Raw genomic sequence first — 18837 nt, forward strand, 5'->3', positions numbered from 1 at the left:
ACGTAGGGAATCAGACTCGCACCCTCTTGACCAGTCACTACTCAGACAGGCTCCTAGGCCGGGACGACGCTAGAGATTCGCGCCCTGGATCACCTCGCCGAACCGCTGCCATCCCGCGCCCTCGATCCGCTGCAACTGGAGCTGCCGCAGCGGGTGGTGATTCGTCGGGCTGGTGTTGACACGGATGCCGGGCAACAGCGTCGGGACCTCGACGTCCCTGAGATTGTTTGCCTGCGCCATGATGTTGTCGCGCGTGAAGTTGCCCTTGCACTGCTCGAGCACGATTTTCAGTACCTGCGCCACGGTGTAGGCGTAGAGGCTGTAGCCCTCCTTCGGATTGCCATCGGGGAAATACTTCTCCATGAATGTCAGGAAGTCCTTCACGCCGGGATCGTTGGCCCAGGCCGGGTCGGCGACATCCTTCACATAGGCCGACGAGATCGTGCCCTGCGCCTTGTCGAGGCCGACAGGTACGATGGTCGAGGAGAGCGAGGCGGCGCCGCTGGCGATGAAATGCATCGGCTTCCAGCCGAGCTCGTAGATCTTGCGGATCGATTGCGCGGCGAACTTGGCCGTGGTGCCCGAGATCAGCACATCGGGATTGGTGCCGCGCAGCGTGACGATCTGGGAATCGATCGTCGGATCGGTGACCTCGTGCGAGGCCACCACCGCCGCGCTTGCGAACCTCTCGCCCAGCACGTCCTTGGCGCCTGCGACGAAATCCTTGCCCAGATCGTCGTTCTGGTAGAGCACCGCGAACTTCGCATTCCTGTTCTGGCTCAGCGCATGTTTGACGAACACCTGCGCTTCGGTCCGCGCGCTCGGCGCAAAGCCCATGGTCCAGGGGTAGGTCTGGTAGTCACCCCATTTGTCGCCGTTCACCGACAGGAACAGATGCGGGACCTTCGCGGCGTTGATGTATTTGACCACGGCCGAGTTCGGCGCGGTGCCGAGCATGTTGAACAGGAAGGCGACGTTGTCGCTTTCGATCAGCCGGCGCACCTGCTCGACCGTCTTCGCCGGATTGAACGCATCGTCGTAATAGATGTACTTGATCTGCCGGCCGGCGATGCCGCCCTGCTCGTTGAGCATCCTGAAATAGGCTTCCTGGCAGCGTGCCTGCACGCCGAGCGCGGATACCGGACCGCTCAGCGAGGTCGTGCTTCCGATCCGGATCTCGGTCGCGGTGATACCAGGCGTGTCCTCGGCGAAGGCGGGACGGATGCCCGACAGTGCGGTCACGGCAACGCCAGTCGCACCCGAGAGCCATGCGCGCCGGTTGATCGAAACCATGACGTTCTCCCTGCGATGTCGGCCTGTTGTGTCAGGCCTTTGCTTGTCGCCAACGTAGCGCGCGTTCGGACCGAACGTCTTGTGTTAATCGGCTGGCCGCGCGTCGCGGCGTGGCAACGCCGGGGTAGCCAGTCAACGCAAGATGACGTGACGGCAAATCTCTCATCATGGAAAAATCATGCGGCAGCCTGTGCGCCGCAACCAGGACAAGCGACGATAGCGACAATCATGAGCGACAAGGCCGTCATCACCTGCGCGCTGAACGGCGTGCTCACCGACCCCAAGCAGCACAACGTTCCGGTGACGCCGGAAGAGATGGCGCGCGAGGCTAAGGCCGCGTTCAACGCCGGCGCCAGCATCATGCACATCCATCTACGTCAGCAGGAGCCGAACAAGGGCCATCTGCCGTCGTGGGAGGTTGATGTCAGCAAGGACATCCAGCAGGCGATCCGCGAGGCCTGCCCCGGCGTGATCATCAACCACACCACCGGCACCTCGGGGCCGAACTACCGGGGCGCACTCAACTGCGTGCGCGAGACCAAACCGGAGATCGCGGCCTGCAACGCCGGCTCGCTGAATTATCTGAAGGTCAAGGCCGACAACACCTGGGCCTGGCCGCCGATGATGTTCGACAACGCGGTCGAGAAGGTGCAGGACTATCTCGACGTGATGAAGGAAGCTGGTACGATCCCCGAATTCGAATGTTTCGATGTCGGCATCGTGCGCTGCGTCGGCATGTACCGGCAGACCGGGATGTATTCCGGCCCGCTCGAGTACAATTTTGTGATGGGCGTCGCCTCGGGCATGCCCGCTGATCCGGAATTGCTGCCGATCCTACTCAAGCTGAAGGTGCCGGAGGCGCATTGGCAGGTCACCGCGATCGGCCGCGCCGAGATCTGGCCGCTGCACCAGCGCGCCGCCGATCTCGGCGGCCATTTGCGCAGCGGCCTGGAAGACACGTTCTATCTCGGCGACGGCACCAAGGTGACGTCGAACGGACAGCTCGTCGAGGCACTTGCCGCCTGCGCGCGCAAGGCGGGACGCGAGATCGCAAGCCCGGCGGAAGCGCGACAGATTTTTGGGGTCAGGCAGTAAGGCCAGACCGACCGTCATTGCGAGCGCAGCGAAGCAATCCATAGAAAAACGCCAAACGGCGGCATGGATTGCTTCGTCGCTTCGCTCCTCGCAATGACGAAGTAGGAGGAACCGCATGGACAATCTCGCAGCAACCGGCGGCGTGACCGGGCCGGGTCGCATCGGGCGGGTCGCGATCGGTGATCTCCTGAAGCGCGCCGCGCGGCGGTTTCCGGATCGCATTGCGCTGACCGACGGCAATCGCCAGGTCACTTTCACCGAACTCGAGCGCGACGCTAACCGCTTCGCCAACTATCTGGTGCAGCGCGGGCTGAAACCTGGCGAGAAGATCTCGACCATCTGCAATAACTCGGTCGAGTTCGTCAAAGCGCTGTTCGGCATTCACCGTGCCGGCCTCGTCTGGGTGCCGATCAACACCATGCTCGGGCCGGCCGACATGGACTACATCCTCGGTCATGCCGAGGTGGGCTTTGCGATCATCGACGACAATCTGCACGGCCAGCCGGACCGGCGTGCTGCGCTTGAAGCGCGCGGCATGGAGATGATCGCGATCGATCTGACCGGGAATGTTGCCAAGACCGGGCTCGCGAACTTCAACGACCTCCTGCTGGGCCAGTCCGATGTCGAGCCCGAGGTCGAGATCAACGATCGCGACCTCGCGATGATCATCTATACGTCGGGCACCACCTCGCGCCCGAAAGGCGCGATGCACTGCCATCTTGCCGTCGTGATGGCGGTGATGAGCAACTGCATCGAGATGCAGCTTGGTCGCGACGACGGCATCACCGGGCAGTTCCCGCTGTTCCACTGCGCCGGTCACGTGCTGCTGCTCAGCTATCTCTCGGTCGGCGGCCGCATGGCACTGATGCGCGGCTTCGATCCGGTCGTCTGCATGGAGGCGATCGTGCGCGACAGGCTGACCGTGTTCGTCGGCCTGTCCCTGATGTACCAGGCGATCCTCGATCATCCGCGCCGTCGCGACTATGATCTCTCGGGCCTGCGTTGTTGCATCTACACCATGGCGCCGATGGGCAAGCCGCTGCTGGAGCGCGCGATGGCGGATATGTGTCCGAACTTCGTGCTGACCAGCGGCCAGACCGAGATGTATCCGGCCACCACGATGTCGCGGCCGGAGGTGCAGCTCAACCGTTTCGGCAACTACTGGGGCGAGTCGCTGATCGTCAACGAGACCGCGATCATGGACGACAACGGCAATTTGCTGCCACGTGGCGAGATCGGCGAGCTCGTGCATCGCGGGCCCAATGTGATGATGGGCTATTACAAGGATCCGAAGTCGACCGAGGAGGCCAGAAAATTCGGCTGGCATCACACCGGCGATCTCGCCTTGATCGACGCCAACGGCGAGGCGCTGTTCCTCGACCGCAAGAAGGACATGATCAAGTCCGGCGGCGAGAACGTCGCCTCCGTGAAGATCGAGGAGACGCTGCTGGCGCACCCCGCCGTGCAGAACGCCGCGGTGGTCGGCCTGCCGCATCCGCAATGGGGCGAGGCGGTGTCGGCCTTCGTCAAGCTGAAGCCGGGTGCGGTGGCCGATGAAGCCGGGATCGAGGCGCATTGCAGAAAGCATCTCGGCGGCTTCCAGGTGCCGAAGCTCGTGCGTATCCTTGAGGAGATGCCGATGACGGCGACCGGCAAGCTGCGCAAGGTCGAGCTACGGCAGATGTACAGCGAGTATTTTGCGGAGCGCCGCTAGTGCCCATCATCGAGAACACGATCGCCACCGGCAGCGCCGCCTTCCAGGCCAACCGCGACGGCATGCTGGCCCTGATCGCGCGGATGCGGGGGTTGGAGGAGCGGACGCGCGCCGCCTCGGCCGCCGCCAAGGATCGCTTCCACAGCCGCGGGCAGCTCTTGCCGCGCGAGCGTGTTGCGCTGGTGCTCGATCCCGGCTCGCCCTTTCTCGAACTGTCGACGCTGACCGGCTACATGTTCGACGTGCCGGATCCGGACAAGAGCGTGCCCGGCGGCGGCGTGATCGCCGGCATCGGCTTCGTCGCCGGCATCCGCTGCATGGTCAGCGCCAATGATGCCGGCATCGACGCCGGCGCGCTGCAACCTTACGGCCTCGACAAGACGCTGCGGGTGCAAGAGCTCGCGCTGGAGAACAAGCTGCCTTATGTGCAGCTTGTGGAAAGCGCCGGCGCCAATTTGCTGCGCTATCGCGTCGAGGACTTCGTCCGCGGCGGCAACATTTTTCGCAATCTGGCGCGGCTGTCCGCGGCGGGCCTGCCCGTCGTCACGGTGACACACGGCTCCTCAACCGCGGGCGGCGCGTATCAGACTGGCTTGTCTGATTACATCGTAATGGTGCGCGGCCGCACTCGCGCGTTCCTGGCCGGGCCGCCGTTGTTGAAGGCCGCCACCGGCGAGATCGCGACCGAGGAGGAGCTCGGCGGCGCCGAGATGCATACGTCGATCTCCGGGCTCGGCGACTACCTTGCCGAGGACGACCGTGACGCACTCCGCATCGCGCGCGACATCATGGCCAAGCTGCCATGGGATCGGCCGAAGCGGAACGAGGTGTCCTTCAAGCCGCCGCGCTACGATGCCGAAGAGCTGCTTGGCATCATGCCGATGGACCACAAGCGGCCCGTCGACATGCGCCAGACGATCGCCCGTTTCGTCGACGATTCCGACTTCGCCGAGTTCGGCGCCAACTATGGCCCGGCGACGATCTGCGGCCATGCCCGCATCGAGGGCCAGGCGCTCGGCATCATCACCAACAATGGTCCGCTCGACGTTCCCGGCGCCAACAAGGCGACGCATTTCATCCAGGCCTGCTGCCAATCGCGTACGCCGATTCTCTACATGAACAACACGACCGGCTACATGGTCGGTAAGGCCTACGAAGAGGCCGGCATGATCAAGCACGGCTCGAAGATGATCCAGGCGGTGACGTCGGCGACGGTGCCGCAGATCACGATCTATTGCGGCGCCTCATTCGGCGCCGGCAATTACGGCATGTGCGGCCGCGGCTTCCATCCGCGCTTCTGCTTCTCCTGGCCGAACGCCAAGACCGCCGTGATGGGCGGCGAGCAGGCCGCCGAAACCATGGCGATCGTGACCGAGGCGGCGGCCGCGCGGCGCGGCAAGCCGATCGAGAAGGAGAAGCTGGAGGCCATGAAGGCGCAGATAACAGGCGTGTTCGACGGCCAGATGGACGTGTTTTCGACCAGCGCCCGCGTGCTCGACGACGGCGTCATCGATCCGCGCGATACCCGCAGCGTGCTTTCGGAAGTGCTCGCGATCTGCCGCGAGGCCGAGGCAAGAACGCCGCAGCGCATGCAGTTCTCGGTGGCACGGCCATGAGCGGTGCAGTGATGAAGCGGACGCCATTCTTCAAGATCCTAATCGCCAACCGCGGCGAGATCGCGCTGCGTGTCATGCGCACCGCGCGGCGGCTTGGTTTCGGGGTGGTCGCGGTCTATTCGGACGCCGATCGCGATGCGCTGCACGTGCGCGAGGCCGATCAGGCGGTGCGGATCGGTGAGGCGCTGCCGGCGCAATCCTACCTCAAGATCGACACGATCATCGAAGCCGCCAAGGCGAGCGGCGCCGGCGCCATCCATCCGGGCTATGGCTTCCTCGCCGAGAACGAGGAGTTTGCACAAGCCTGTCGCGACGCCGGGATCGTATTCATTGGTCCCTCGTCCGAGGCGATCCGGGCGATGGGGAACAAGGCCGGCGCCAAGGACATCATGCAAAGGGCCGGCGTGCCCTGCGTGCCCGGGTATCAGGGCTCCGACCAGAGCGATGCCGTCATGCTGGCGGAGGCAGGGAAGATCGGCTTCCCGGTGATGATCAAGGCGGTCGCGGGCGGCGGCGGTCGCGGCATGCGGCTGGTTGCCGATGCTGCATCGTTTCCGGACGCGTTGCGCAGCGCGCGGTCGGAGGCACAAGGCGCGTTTGGCGACGCAAGCGTTATCCTCGAGCGTGCGATCGTCGATCCCCGCCACATCGAAATCCAGGTGTTCGGCGACCGCTACGGCAATGCGATCCATCTCGGCGAGCGCGACTGCTCGGTGCAGCGGCGCCACCAGAAGGTGATCGAGGAGGCGCCGTCGCCGGCGGTCTCGCCGGAGCTGCGGGCGCGGATGGGCGCGGTCGCGGTGCAGGCGGTGAAGGCGATCGGCTATGAGGGCGCCGGGACCCTCGAATTCCTGCTCGATCGTGATGGCAATTTCTACTTCATGGAGATGAACACGCGGCTGCAGGTCGAGCATCCCGTGACCGAGGCGATCACGGGGCTCGATCTCGTCGAGCTGCAGCTTCGTATCGCCGGCGGCGAGAAGCTGCCGCTCCGGCAGGAGGATGTCACGTTCTCCGGCCACGCCATCGAGGTGCGGCTGTGCTCGGAGGATGCCGGGCACGATTTCATGCCGCAATCAGGCCGGATGGCGCTCTGGCAGATGCCTCATGATATCCGCGTCGAGCACGCGCTGCAGTCGGGCTCGGAGATTCCGCCGTTCTACGATTCGATGATCGCCAAGGTCATCAGCCACGGCGCGACGCGCGACGAGGCGCGCGGGAAGCTGATCAGCGGGCTCGAGCAGGTCGCAGCCTTCGGCGTCACCACCAACCAGGGCTTTTTGATGGACTGTCTGCGCCATCCGGTTTTCGCCCGGGGTGAGGCGACAACCGCCTTCATCGGCCAGAACCGCGAGGCGCTGGCGCCGCGCGCCGACAATGCGGTGGATATCGCACTCGCCGCGCTGGTGCTCTACGTCACCCACCCTGACGCGCCATTCTGGCAGCGTGGGCGGTCGCTCGCCGCCACCTTTGCGCTGGGATTGCGGGTCGACCTCGGCCACGGCGTGCAGGAGATCGAGGTCGTGCGTGAGCGCGACGGCGGCTATGTCGCCGCCCGCAACGGCGATCGTTACAGCTTCGCGATCGACGAGCTCGATCGCGATTTCATCCGCTTCCGCCGCAACGGGCTCATGGAAACGGCAAGATACCTGCGCGATGGCGACCGGCTCTACGTCCTGCATCGCGGCGTGACGCTGTCGGTTCACGATCTCACCCTCGCGCCGCCGGAATCGGCGGCTGCCGCCGGCGGTGACGGCAAGGTGCGGGCTGCCATGAACGGCCGCGTCGTCGCGCTTCTGGTGAAAGCCGGCGACAAGGTCGCCGCCGGCCAGCCGGTGATGACGCTGGAGGCGATGAAGATGGAACATGTGCACACCGCCGGCGTCGCCGGCACGGTGTCGTCCATCGATGTCGCCGAGGGCGAGCAGGTGACGACGGGGAAGATCGTGGTCGAGATCGAGGCGGACAAGCAGGCGGCCTAACCAGCGTGATTGCGAGGAGAAGCGACGAAGCAATCCATGTTTCTACAGGCGGAGATATGGATTGCTTCGCTTCGCTCGCAATGACGGTTACGGAGAGTCTTTCCGCCCCGTACCGTCATTCAACCAGCACGCCACCTGGTGCCCCATGCCGGCCTCTTTCAGCGGCGGCCGCTCCATCTTGCAGCGGTCGATCGCGTAGCGGCATCTCGTGTGAAATGCGCAGCCGGAGGGCGGGTTGATCGGGCTCGGCACGTCGCCCTCAATAAGGGACGCGCTTCGTTTGGCCTTGGGATCGGCGATCGGCACCGAGGCGAGCAACGCCTGCGTATAGGGATGGCGCGGATTGGCGAACAGCTCGTGCTTGTCGGCGATCTCGACAATGCGGCCGAGATACATCACCGCGACGCGGTGGCTGATATGAGCGACGACCGCGAGGTCATGCGCGATGAAGAGGTAGGAGAAATTCTGCTTGCGCTGCAGGTCGATCAACAGGTTGATGACCTGCGCCTGGATCGAGACGTCGAGCGCGGACACCGGCTCGTCGCAGACGATCAGCCGCGGTCCCAGCGACAATGCCCGCGCGATGCAGATACGCTGGCGCTGGCCGCCGGAGAACTGATGCGGAAAGTTCTTCATCTGGTCGGGCCGCAGGCCGACCTGCTGGAACAGTTCCGCGACGCGCTCCTGCTTCTTCGCACCACTCGCGAGGCCGTGCACGCTCAGGGGTTCGCCGACGATGTCGCCAGCGGTCATGCGCGGGTTGAGGGAGGCGAACGGATCCTGGAACACGATCTGCATCGAGCGGCGATGCGGCCGCAGCGCCGCCTTGCTGAGCGGCGCGATATCCTCGCCATCCAGCTTGATCGCGCCGCTGGTCGGCTCGACAAGCCGCAGCACGGTGCGGGCAACCGTCGATTTGCCGCAGCCGGACTCGCCAACCAGCCCGAGCGTCTCGCCGGTGCCAAGTGAGAAGCTGACGCCATCGACCGCATGCACGGTGCCGATCTGTCGGCGCAGAATGCCGCCGCGCACCGCGTAATGCTTGACGAGGTCGGTGACCTCCAGCAATGGACGTTGCTCGATCATGGCGCCCCCACCATCTCGCGGGCGCGCCAGCACGCCGCCCAGTGATTGGGTTTGACCTCCTCGAGCGGCGGATACTCCTTACGACAGCGATCGATCGCGAACTTGCAGCGCGGCGCGAAGGCGCAGCCCGGTGGAAGGTTGGTCAGCGACGGCACCATGCCCGGAATCTCGGTCAATCGGGCGTCGGCCTTGGCGCCGAGCGCAATCACGGCCGGCATGGAGGCCATCAGCCCGCGCGTGTAGGGATGCATCGGGTTCTCGAACAGCGCCTCGACAGTCGCTTCCTCGACCTTCTTGCCGGCATACATCACGATCACGCGCTGCGCGGTCTGCGCGACGACGCCGAGATCGTGGGTGATCAGGATCAGTCCAGTGCCGAGCCGCTTCTGCAAATCGACGATCAGGGCGAGGATCTGCGCCTGAATCGTGACATCGAGCGCGGTGGTGGGCTCGTCCGCGATCAACAGGACCGGCCGGCAGGCCAGCGCCATCGCGATCATGGCGCGCTGGCGCATGCCGCCGGAGAGCTGGTGCGGATATTCCTGCGCACGGCGCTCGGGTTCCGGGATGCGCACCAGGCGCAGCATCTCGACGGCCTGCTTCCAGGCGTCCTTGTGGCTGACCTTCTGGTGCAGCCGCACCGCCTCGATGATCTGGTCGCCGATCCGCATCACCGGATTGAGCGAGGTCATCGGCTCCTGGAAGATCATCGAGATGCGGTTGCCCCGGATGCCGCGCATCTTAGCTTCGTCGAGCGCAAGAAGGTCCGTGCCTTCGAGCGTAACCGAACCGCCGACGATGCGGCCGGGCGGATCCGGCACCAGGCGCATGATCGACAGCGCGGTGACGCTCTTGCCGCAGCCAGACTCGCCGACGATCGCCAGCGTCTCGCCGCGGCGAAGCGAGAATGAGACGTCGTCGACCGCACGGAACAGGCCGGAATTGGTGAAGAACACCGTCTGCAGGTTCTTCACGTCGAGAACTGTTGCTGCCGCGTTAGCCTCGCTCATCAGCCGCGCTGCCTCGGATCGAGGATGTCGCGCAGTGCGTCGCCGAACAGATTGGTGCCGAACACCGCGAGGCTGATCGCGATGCCCGGGAAGATCACGAGCCACGGCGCGGTGCGGACATATTCAGCGGCGGATTCCGACAGCATCCGGCCCCAGGACGGATACGGCTCCGGGATGCCGAGGCCGAGGAACGACAGCGACGCCTCGGTGAGGATGGTCGAGCCGAGCTGCGCGGTGGCAAGCACGATCAAGGGCGCGATCGTGTTCGGCAGCACATGGCGCAGGGCGATCCGCATCTCGCTCATGCCGATCGATTTGGCGGCCTCGACGAACGGCTGCTCGCGCAGCGCCAGCGTGTTGGCGCGGATCACGCGCGCCACCGTCGGGATCAGAGGGATCGCGATCGCGATGATCACGTTCGGCAGTGAGGGTCCGAGCGCCGCGGTCATCACCAGCGCCAGCACCAGCAGCGGCAACGACTGCAGCATGTCGGTGACCCGCTGGAACACGAGGTCGACCCAGCCTGAGAGATAGCCCGATGTCAGCCCGACGATGACGCCGAGCGTCGCGCCCAGCGTGGTCGAGCCGATGCCGACTGCGAGCGAGATCCGCGCGCCGTGGATGATGCGGCTCCAGACATCGCGGCCGAAAGAGTCTGTGCCAAACCAGTGCAGCGCGGAGGGTGCGGCGAGGCGATGCGTGGAATCGACGCTGAGCGGATCGTAGCGGCCGATCAGGTCGGCGGAGAGCGCCATCCAGATGAACAGCAGCATGATGATGAGGCCGATCGTGCCGAGCATGTAGCGCTGCGCAAGGAACGCCAGCCGCCGCCAGCCGCCGGTGGCATTGGCACCAGCGCGGCGAAGTTCGCTGTCAAAGTTGATCGTCGCCATCAGGCTCTCTTTAGTTAGGCATGATCTTTTCGGAAAACCGGTCTCCACTTTTCCGGATCATGCTAGTCTCCATACCGGATGCGCGGGTCGATCGCGGCATAGAGCATGTCGACCGTGAAGTTCACGACCACAACGACCACAGCGATGAACATCACGAGATTCTGCACAATGGGATAATCGCGCCAGCGCAGCGCTTCGACCAGGAAGCGCGCGATGCCCGGGATGTTGAACACGGTCTCCGTGACGATCAGGCCGCCGATCAGGAATGCGGCCTCGATGCCGATCACGGTGATGACGGGCAGCACGGCGTTCTTCAGCGCGTGGTGATAGTTGACGGAGGCCTCGGACGCGCCCTTGGCGCGCGCGGTGCGGATGTAATCCTGGCGCAGGATCTCCAGCATCGAGGATCTTGTGATGCGCATGGTCAGCGCCGCGCTGCGGAAGGCGACCGCCATAGCCGGCACGGCATAGATCGCGAACGCCTCGGTCCAGGTCTTCGGATTGGGGTTGAAGATCGGCATCGTGCCGAACAGCGAGACCGCGGCCATCAGGACCAAGAGGCCGAGCCAGAACGACGGCAGCGACAGCCCGCTCAGGCTGACGACGCGAAGCACATAGTCGAGCCGCGAGCCCTGATGCACGGCGCTGATCACGCCGAGCGGAATGCCCATCGAGGCGGAGAACAGCAGTGCGAGGCCCGCGAGCCGTGCGGTGATCGGGATTCGCGGCAGGATCTCCTCCAGTGCCGGCTTCTCCGAAACGTAGGAATAGCCGAGGTCGCCGCGCAACAGGCCGCCGATCCAGTGCAGATACTGGATCACGATCGGCTGGCTGAGGCCGAGCTCCTTCTCCAGATTGGCCTTGTCGGCGGGGTCGACGAAGCCGGCGGCGTCGAACAGGATATCGACGATGTTGCCGGGCACGATGCGCAGCAGCACGAAAATGATGACCGAGATCCCGAACAGGGTCAGCAGCATCAGGAACAGGCGCCGGACAAGATACGCAAACACCAGGCTCTCCCTGACTCGTCTTCGTCTTACCTTTGACGCGCTTTGCTTGCGCGAACCGGTATCCACTTCCCTCGAAAACGCTCTGATGGACGTTACTTGTCCAGCCAGACGTCTTCGTAACGATAGCCGTTATAGGAGCTGTTGGACATCACGGTGACATTCTTCACATAGGGCTGCCAGCAGGTGCCGGTGCGGCTATGGAAGATGATCGGACGCGCGACATCCTCCTGCAGCTTCTTGTCGATCTCCCAGACCAGCTTCTTGCGCTTGTTGACGTCGGTCTCGGCCGATTGCTGGTCGAACAGCTTCTCGATGTCCCTGTTGCAATAGTTGGTGTAGTTCCGCTCCGAGCCGCAGGAATAGTTCTCGTAGAAGGATTGGTCGGGATCGTCGACGGCATTGCCGGTCAGGTTGAGCCCGAGCGCATAGTCCTTGCGCGCGACCTTCGGGAACCATTGCGCGGTGTCGACGACGTCGAGTTCGGCGTCGATATAGATGCTCTTGATCTGGTCGATCATGATGATGGCGGGATCGCGGTAGATCGGGATGTTGCGGGTCGATACCTTGATCTGCAGATGCTTGTCCGGGCCGTAGCCCGCCTTCTGCATCAGCTTACGAGCCTGCTCGCGATTGGCGTTCACGTCCGGGCCATAGCCCGGAATCTGCTCGAGCATCTCCTTCGGCATCGCCCACAGCCCGGCGGGCGCCGGCTGCATGGTGCCGCCGATGTCGCCCTGGCCTTCGAACATGATCTGGATGAACGCCTTGCGGTCCAGCGCCAGCGCCAGCGCGCGGCGGATGTCGATGTTGTCGAACGGCGGGGAGGTCGAGTTGACGATGATATTGGTCGAGACGTTACTCGGCTCCACGACACAGACGGCGTTCGGGGCCTGCGACTTGACGTCCTTGAGCAGCGGGATCGACACCTCGGTCGGGAACGTCATGTCGAACTTGCCCGAGATGAAGCCCAGGATCGCGGTCGAGCGGTTCGGAATGATGGTGAACTCGATGCCGTCGAGATAGGGCAGGCCCTTCTTGAAGTAATCGGGATTCTTGGTGAGCTTGATCGACTCGTTGGCCTTGAACTCGATGAATTTGAACGGGCCGGTGCCGACCGGCTTGGTGCGCATTTCCGCCGGCGAGATGTGGCAGGGATAGACCGGCGTGTAGCCCGAGGCGAGCAGCGACAGCAGCGCCGGCTCCGGCCGCTTCAGCTTGAACGACGCCTCATAGTCGCCGTTGGTGGTGACCTCGTCGACCTGGTCGTACCAGGACTTGCGCGGGTTCTGCCGGAACTTCTGCTGCGACTTGCCCATCAGCATGTCGAAGGTGCATTTGACGTCGGCCGAGGTGAACGGCTTGCCGTCATGCCACTTCACGTCCTTGCGCAGCTTGAAGGTCAGCGTCTTGTTGTCGCCGCCCCAGGCCCAGTTTTCCGCGAGTTCCGGCACGATGCTGTCGGTGCTGTTCTGCGCGACATGCTGGTTGAAGATGACGAGGTTGTTGAAGATCGGCATGAACGGCACGTTGAGCGAGTAAGTCGCGCCCTCGTGGATCGAGGCGCTGCCGGGACTGTCGCGGTGGTAGACCCTGAAGATGCCACCCGATTTCGGCTCGCCGGCGAGTGAAGCGTCGCTGATCGCCAGCACAGACAACACCGCGACGGCCAGCGCTTGCACGCTCCGCATAGTCCCCTCCACGAATTTCGGTCTCAAAGGCCGATTGGCATTGACGATACCATGGTGAAGCCGTCGGGCAACCAGCGAGGCCCGCGTGGAGATTGGCAATTGGGATGACGCGCGACGGTGAAAATTTCCACCGACCGGGAATAATGGTGCTGGCATCCGGAACCAGCGGCGTGTGTTGCTATGCAGCGACGAATTTCCTCCGTTGCGTTTTCCCGTCATCCTGAGGTGCGCGCGGAGCGAGCCTCGAAGGATGTACGGCCCGGCTGGTGGCTTTGCATCCTTCGAGGCTCGCCGAAGAGGCTCGCACCTCAGGATGACGGTACTTCAATCTCATCGTTACCGCCTCACTCCGCCGCCTGCGACGAGGGCAGGGCCATGCCGGCGACGCCGTCGGCTTCGGTCGCCGAGATCGTGGTGCGGATCATCAGCCGGCCCTCATGCGCGGGCCACGGCCGGCCGCGATGCATGGTGGCGCGGTTGTCCCACATCACGACGTCGCCCTGCTTCCATTGATGCAGATAGCTGACGCCGGACGCGGTGGCGGCTGCGGTCAATTCCTCGATCAGCGCCGTGCCGGCTGCCTGATCCATGCCCTCGACGCCATAGGCGTGGGAGGCGAGATAGAGCGCGCCGCGGCCGTTGACCGGGTTGCGCCACACCATGCGCCAGCATACCGGCGGCAGCGCATCGACCTCTTCGGGCGTCGCGAGACCCGCGGCGACCTTGCTGCGCGAATGGGCGTAGGAGTGCCAGGCGAAGGAATTCTCCAGCCGTTCAGCCAGCGCCTTGTCGAGCCGCTCGAAGGCGAGCCGGGTCGACACGAACTCGGTCTCGCCGCCATGTTCGGGGATGATGCGCGCCGAGAGGATCGAGGTCAACGCCGGCACGCGCTTGAAGGAGGAGTCGGTGTGCCAGAGCTGGTTGGCCCTGCTGCGCAGCGACTGGCGGTGATCGGCCGGTACCACCTTGCCGTCAGGCCCGAAGGTCGAGAGGATCACGAAATGCGAGCCGGTGCCCATCGAGCCGACTTTCGTGACCTCGGGCGGGCCGAAGCGGCGCGAGAATGCGAGCTGGATGTCGTCGTCGACCTCCTGGCCGCGAAACACCAGCACCGAGTGTTCCTCGAACGCCGCGCGCACCGCCGCATAGGCGGCATCGCTGGCGGCGACATCGGCGAGCGAAACGCCGCGCAACTCGGCGCCGAAGCCCGGACCTAACGGAACGACGTCCATCGGCAAGCCCTCCCTGATTTTCTTGTTCCGGCGAGGTTAGGGGAAAACATGGGGGCGAGCAACGCGAGCCACGCGGACCTCACCCCATCGCGATCAGGCTCCGCCTCTCACGACGTCTGGTGAGCTCCATGCGATACGTCACAAGCGCGAAGATCAGCCAGCTGGTATGGAAGGCGACCCCAGCCAGGACGACCAGCGTGCCCGGGATTGGGCCGATTGAGGCACGTTCCCAGACTTCGGAAAGGGTCGTCAACGGCACGGGGTGGATCGCGAGCTTGCCGTAATAGGCAAGGGCCTGGATCGCCAGGATCCAGCCGTAGGTGCGGCGCAGCCGCCGGCCGACCGCGCGCGGAAAGCTGATATGGTAGTTCGGTTTGCGATAGTCGTTGGCCAAAAGCTCCGTCCAGTCCGCATTCGGCGTAATGGCCTCGCCCCTGATCATGGGCGCGTAGAAGTCGGTTTCCAGCAGGCGCGCGCGGGCGCGCCAGATGTTGAAGTAACGGTAGCGGCGGGCTTCGAACAGCAGGAACACGGTCACGAGCAGGCCGACGAGGACCAGCGGCAGGGGCGAGGCCTCGGTGTTGCTGTAGGTGACCGACAGCGCGATCCCGGTGGTGACCACCGCCCAATTGGTCGAACTGTCGAGGCGGGTGCGCCAGACCGTGCTGCGGTAGACCTCGCCACGATAAAGGTGGGCGAGCGCACCGATCTCGGCGGGGGTGAATTCGAGCCTTCGGGCCTGTAACGGCTCCGGCTCGCGCGGCTGGGGCGACGGCATGGCTGCCTCCGGGCGAAGCGGGCTGACGATCGCTGAGCATAGCGCGAAACGCTTCGCGCGGGCGAGTCCGTGGCATCACGGCGTTTCCGCTTCGCACCTGCCCAGCTCGGCCGCCTCGGCCGGATCACACGATCCGCGAGGTCTTGCTGCCCCAGTAGCGGTCGCGCAGCAGGCGCTTGTAGAGCTTTCCGGTCGGCAGCCGCGGCAGCTCGGCCTCGAAATCGACCGAGCGCGGCACCTTCTGGCGTGACAGCGACGACGCGCAGAACGCGATCAGCTCCTCGGCCAGCTCCGGTCCGGGGGCGACGCCGCCGATCGGCTGCACCACCGCCTTCACCTCCTCGCCGAGATCGATATTGGGCACGCCGAACACCGCGGCGTCGGCGACCTTGGGATGGGTGATCAAGAGGTTCTCGCACTCCTGCGGATAGATGTTCACGCCGCCGGAGATGATCATGAAGGTGGCGCGGTCGGTGAGATAGAGGAAATTATCGTCGTCGACATAGCCGACGTCGCCGACCGTGCTCATGCTGCCGTCCGGCGAACGCGCTTCGGTGGTCTTGGCCGGATCGTTGAAATACTCGAACGGCGTCGCGGTCTTGAACCACACCGTGCCCGCCGTGCCCTTCGGGCAGGGCTGCAAGTTCTCGTCGAGGATATGGAGGTCGCCCAGCAGCACCTTGCCGACGGTGCCGCGATGCGCCAGCCACTCCTGACTGTTGCAGGCGGTGAAGCCGAGGCCCTCGGTGGCGCCGTAATATTCGTGGACGATCGGGCCCCACCATTTGATCATGTCGTCCTTCACCAGCGCCGGGCAGGGCGCGGCGGCATGGATCGCGATCTCGAGCGACGACAGGTCGTAGCGGCGGCGGACCTCCTCGGGCAGCTTCAGCATGCGCGAGAACATGGTCGGCACCAACTGGGTGTGGGTGACACCCCATTTTTGCACCAGCTCGAGGTAACGCTCGGGATCGAAGCTCTCCATGATGATGGCGGTGCCGCCCATCCGGATCGTGAGGTTGACGGCGGCCTGCGGCGCCGAGTGGTAGAGCGGCGCCGGAGAGAGATAGATCATGCCCTCGCGGTAGTGCCAGAGGCTGACCAGGAAATCGAACAGCGGCAGGTTTTGCGACGGCGGCTGCTCCGGCAGCGGCCGCAGGATGCCCTTGGGCCGGCCCGTGGTGCCGGAGGAATAGAGCATCGCGGTGCCGGCGAATTCATCCGATATCGGCGTCGCCGGCAGGCCGGCGGTGGCCTCCTGCAAGCCGACAATGCGGTCGCTCTCGCTCTCGCCGTCGACGACGATGCAGAGCTCGACATGCGGACATTCCTTCAGCGCCTCGCGCGCGATGTCGAGCTTCAGCTTCGAGGTGATCAGGATCCGCGACTGGCTGTTGGTCAGGATATAGGCGAGCTCGCCCGGGGTCAGGAATGAGTTGACGCAGGTGAAGTACAGGCCCGATCGCTCGCCGGCGCCGCAGGCCTCGAGATAGCGGTTGTTGTTCTCCATGAAGATCGAATAGTGATCGAGCCGCTTCAATCCGTGTTTGCGAAACAGATGCGCCAGGCGGTTGCTGCGCGCGTCGAGCTCACGATAGGTGACGGTCTCGCCGGTCGAGGCCATGATGAAGGCGGGCTGCAATGGGCGCAGGTGAGCATGCTTGCCGGTGTACATCGAGTTTCAAATCTCCTTCGTTTCCTTGCTTGAGCATGATCGTTTCGGAAGGTTCCATCTTGCGTTAACTCGGCCCTCCGAGTTCGGATCATGCTCCCTAGGCGGCCATCACAAGAATCTCGCGGACCTGGGCCGGGCTATCGATCTTGCGCGGGTTGCGCGGCACCCAGGGCGTTCGCATCGCCTGCGCCGCGATGCGATCGAAATGTTCGGGGCCGACGCGGACATCCTGCAGGCTGCGCGGCATGCCGAGGTCGCGGATGAAGCGGTCGAGCACGTCGCCGGCGTCCTCGCCCGGATGCCCCATCGCCGCCGACACGAGCGTCTGCCGGTCGGCGTTGTCGCGCTTGTTCCAGCGCAGCACCGACGGCAGCATCACGCACGACGTGTAGCCGTGCGGCACGTCGAATTCGGCGCCGAGCACGTAGCCGATGCCGTGGCTCGCGCCCATCGGCACGCCGGAGGCGAGCGGACCGGTCGAGAGCCAGGTGCCGATCTGGCAGTCCATCCGCGCCGAGATGTCCTTCGGGTTCGCCTTCACCCGCGGCAGGCCCTGCGCCAGCATCTCGAGGCCCTTGACGGCCTGCGCGTCGCCGTAGGGATGCGCCTCGCGCGAGCAGATGCCTTCGACGCAATGATCGACGGCGCGGATGCCGGTCGACAGGAACAGCCAGTCCGGCGTGTGCACGGAAATTTCAGGGTCGAGGATGGTGGCGCGCGGTATCACCAGCGGATGGCGCAGCATCTCCTTCTGCCGCTTGGCCTCGTTGGTGACACCGGCGATCGACGAGAACTCGCCGCCCGCGATCGTGGTCGGCACGCTGATCTGGCGCACGGTCGGCGGGTTCATCTTAGGTGCGACGCCGCCATGGGTGCGGATACCCTCGATGCCGTCAGTCGTCGTCACGTTGTTGGCGAGGCAGAGTTGCACCGCCTTGGCGCCGTCGGTGATCGAGCCGCCGCCGATGGTCACGATCAGGTCGGCCTTGGCGGCGCGGGCCTGTTCGGTCGCCGCGATCACGGCGGCGCGCGGGGTGTGCGCGGGCATCTTGTCGAAGGTGCCGACGCAGCGCGGCCCCAGTGCCTGGCGGACCTTCTCGATCTCGTCGGTTTCGCGGTTCAGCGTGCCCGAAACCATCAGGAAGGCGCGTTGCGCGCCGAGCCGGTCGAGCTGCTCGACCACGGCTTCGCGGGCCGGCCGTCCGAACACGACCTCGTCCATGGCGCCGAAAATGACACGGCCCTGATGCACGCGTCCGTCCTCCCTCGATGTGCCGTCCTTGCTGGCGGCGGTTGGTAGCAGGTTAGCCGAGGAAATCCGGGCCGTCATGCCCGAAGATGCGCCTCGATGCAGGGCACTGAACCTCGACCCGCCATCCCCGCGCAAAGGCTCCGCCTTTGTCGCTGGAGGTGCGAGCCTTGCGGCGCACTTGCGCCGCTGGGCGAGCCTCGAAGGATGAACGGCCCGGTCAGCGGCCGCCGTGCTTCGAGACGGCCGCTGCGCGGCCTCCTCAGCATGACGGGGATGGATTGAAGCGCGCGATCCCCTCCGTCATTGCGAGCGAAGCGAAGCAATCCATAGTGCCGCAATACGGACAGAATGGATTGCTTCGTCGCTTCGCTCCTCGCAGTGACGGTCTCAACAAGCGTTCGCATTCTCGCGACACGATTTGCCCGAGTCTTGCGTCTTTTCTCCCCGTCCTCATGCAGAGGGCGCAGGGAAAGCCGGGTGCCGATCGCACCCATGGGCCCTGTGCAACAAAAA

The 18837-nt window shown here is 64.8% G+C and carries 14 protein-coding genes; 4 read left to right on the forward strand and 10 right to left on the reverse strand.

The window, feature by feature from the left end:
- Nucleotides 1–69: 69 nt before the first annotated feature.
- On the reverse strand, nucleotides 70–1293 hold the full coding sequence (locus ACFFWD_RS24640; RefSeq protein WP_376969436.1) for an ABC transporter substrate-binding protein: 1224 nt from the start codon (nucleotides 1291–1293) through the stop codon (nucleotides 70–72).
- A gap of 228 nt (nucleotides 1294–1521) precedes the next feature.
- Between ACFFWD_RS24640 and ACFFWD_RS24645 the strand changes: the two genes are divergently transcribed.
- From ACFFWD_RS24645 to ACFFWD_RS24660, 4 genes are all read left to right on the forward strand, one after another.
- Nucleotides 1522–2388, forward strand: a complete 867-nt coding sequence (locus ACFFWD_RS24645) for a beta-keto acid cleavage family enzyme (protein ID WP_376969438.1) — start codon at nucleotides 1522–1524, stop codon at nucleotides 2386–2388.
- A gap of 115 nt (nucleotides 2389–2503) precedes the next feature.
- Entirely contained in the window at nucleotides 2504–4102 is a 1599-nt protein-coding gene (locus ACFFWD_RS24650; RefSeq protein WP_376969440.1) for an AMP-binding protein, read from the forward strand.
- Nucleotides 4102–5718, forward strand: a complete 1617-nt coding sequence (locus tag ACFFWD_RS24655; protein WP_376969442.1) for an acyl-CoA carboxylase subunit beta — start codon at nucleotides 4102–4104, stop codon at nucleotides 5716–5718. The genes ACFFWD_RS24650 and ACFFWD_RS24655 overlap by 1 nt, the downstream gene beginning before the upstream one ends.
- Nucleotides 5715–7700, forward strand: a complete 1986-nt coding sequence (locus tag ACFFWD_RS24660; RefSeq protein ID WP_376969444.1) for an acetyl/propionyl/methylcrotonyl-CoA carboxylase subunit alpha — start codon at nucleotides 5715–5717, stop codon at nucleotides 7698–7700. The genes ACFFWD_RS24655 and ACFFWD_RS24660 overlap by 4 nt, the downstream gene beginning before the upstream one ends.
- Before the next feature lie 87 nt (nucleotides 7701–7787).
- Here the strand turns inward: ACFFWD_RS24660 and ACFFWD_RS24665 are convergent, their stop codons facing one another.
- From ACFFWD_RS24665 to ACFFWD_RS24705, 9 genes are all read right to left on the reverse strand, one after another.
- Nucleotides 7788–8786, reverse strand: a complete 999-nt coding sequence (locus ACFFWD_RS24665) for an ABC transporter ATP-binding protein (RefSeq protein ID WP_376969446.1) — start codon at nucleotides 8784–8786, stop codon at nucleotides 7788–7790.
- Nucleotides 8783–9796, reverse strand: coding sequence for an ABC transporter ATP-binding protein (locus ACFFWD_RS24670; protein ID WP_376969448.1), 1014 nt, complete (start codon nucleotides 9794–9796; stop codon nucleotides 8783–8785). The genes ACFFWD_RS24665 and ACFFWD_RS24670 overlap by 4 nt, the downstream gene beginning before the upstream one ends.
- Nucleotides 9796–10689, reverse strand: coding sequence for an ABC transporter permease (locus ACFFWD_RS24675; RefSeq protein WP_376969450.1), 894 nt, complete (start codon nucleotides 10687–10689; stop codon nucleotides 9796–9798). The genes ACFFWD_RS24670 and ACFFWD_RS24675 overlap by 1 nt, the downstream gene beginning before the upstream one ends.
- A gap of 62 nt (nucleotides 10690–10751) precedes the next feature.
- The gene (locus ACFFWD_RS24680) at nucleotides 10752–11699 is read right to left on the reverse strand and encodes an ABC transporter permease (protein ID WP_376969452.1); all 948 of its coding nucleotides are present in this window, start codon (nucleotides 11697–11699) and stop codon (nucleotides 10752–10754) included.
- Nucleotides 11700–11791: 92 nt separating this feature from the next.
- Complete coding sequence (locus tag ACFFWD_RS24685; RefSeq protein WP_376969454.1) at nucleotides 11792–13387, reverse strand: ABC transporter substrate-binding protein; 1596 nt, start codon at nucleotides 13385–13387, stop codon at nucleotides 11792–11794.
- A gap of 344 nt (nucleotides 13388–13731) precedes the next feature.
- Nucleotides 13732–14619, reverse strand: coding sequence for a TauD/TfdA dioxygenase family protein (locus ACFFWD_RS24690; protein ID WP_376969456.1), 888 nt, complete (start codon nucleotides 14617–14619; stop codon nucleotides 13732–13734).
- Nucleotides 14620–14698: 79 nt separating this feature from the next.
- Nucleotides 14699–15397, reverse strand: coding sequence for a DUF2270 domain-containing protein (locus ACFFWD_RS24695; protein WP_376969458.1), 699 nt, complete (start codon nucleotides 15395–15397; stop codon nucleotides 14699–14701).
- A gap of 124 nt (nucleotides 15398–15521) precedes the next feature.
- On the reverse strand, nucleotides 15522–17072 hold the full coding sequence (locus ACFFWD_RS24700; protein ID WP_376969460.1) for an AMP-binding protein: 1551 nt from the start codon (nucleotides 17070–17072) through the stop codon (nucleotides 15522–15524).
- A 97-nt stretch (nucleotides 17073–17169) separates the two neighbouring features.
- Nucleotides 17170–18324, reverse strand: coding sequence for an iron-containing alcohol dehydrogenase (locus ACFFWD_RS24705; RefSeq protein WP_376969462.1), 1155 nt, complete (start codon nucleotides 18322–18324; stop codon nucleotides 17170–17172).
- Nucleotides 18325–18837 lie beyond the last annotated feature (513 nt).

It is taken from the genome of Bradyrhizobium erythrophlei (assembly GCF_042430365.1).
Taxonomy (GTDB): Bacteria; Pseudomonadota; Alphaproteobacteria; order Rhizobiales; family Xanthobacteraceae; genus Bradyrhizobium; species Bradyrhizobium erythrophlei.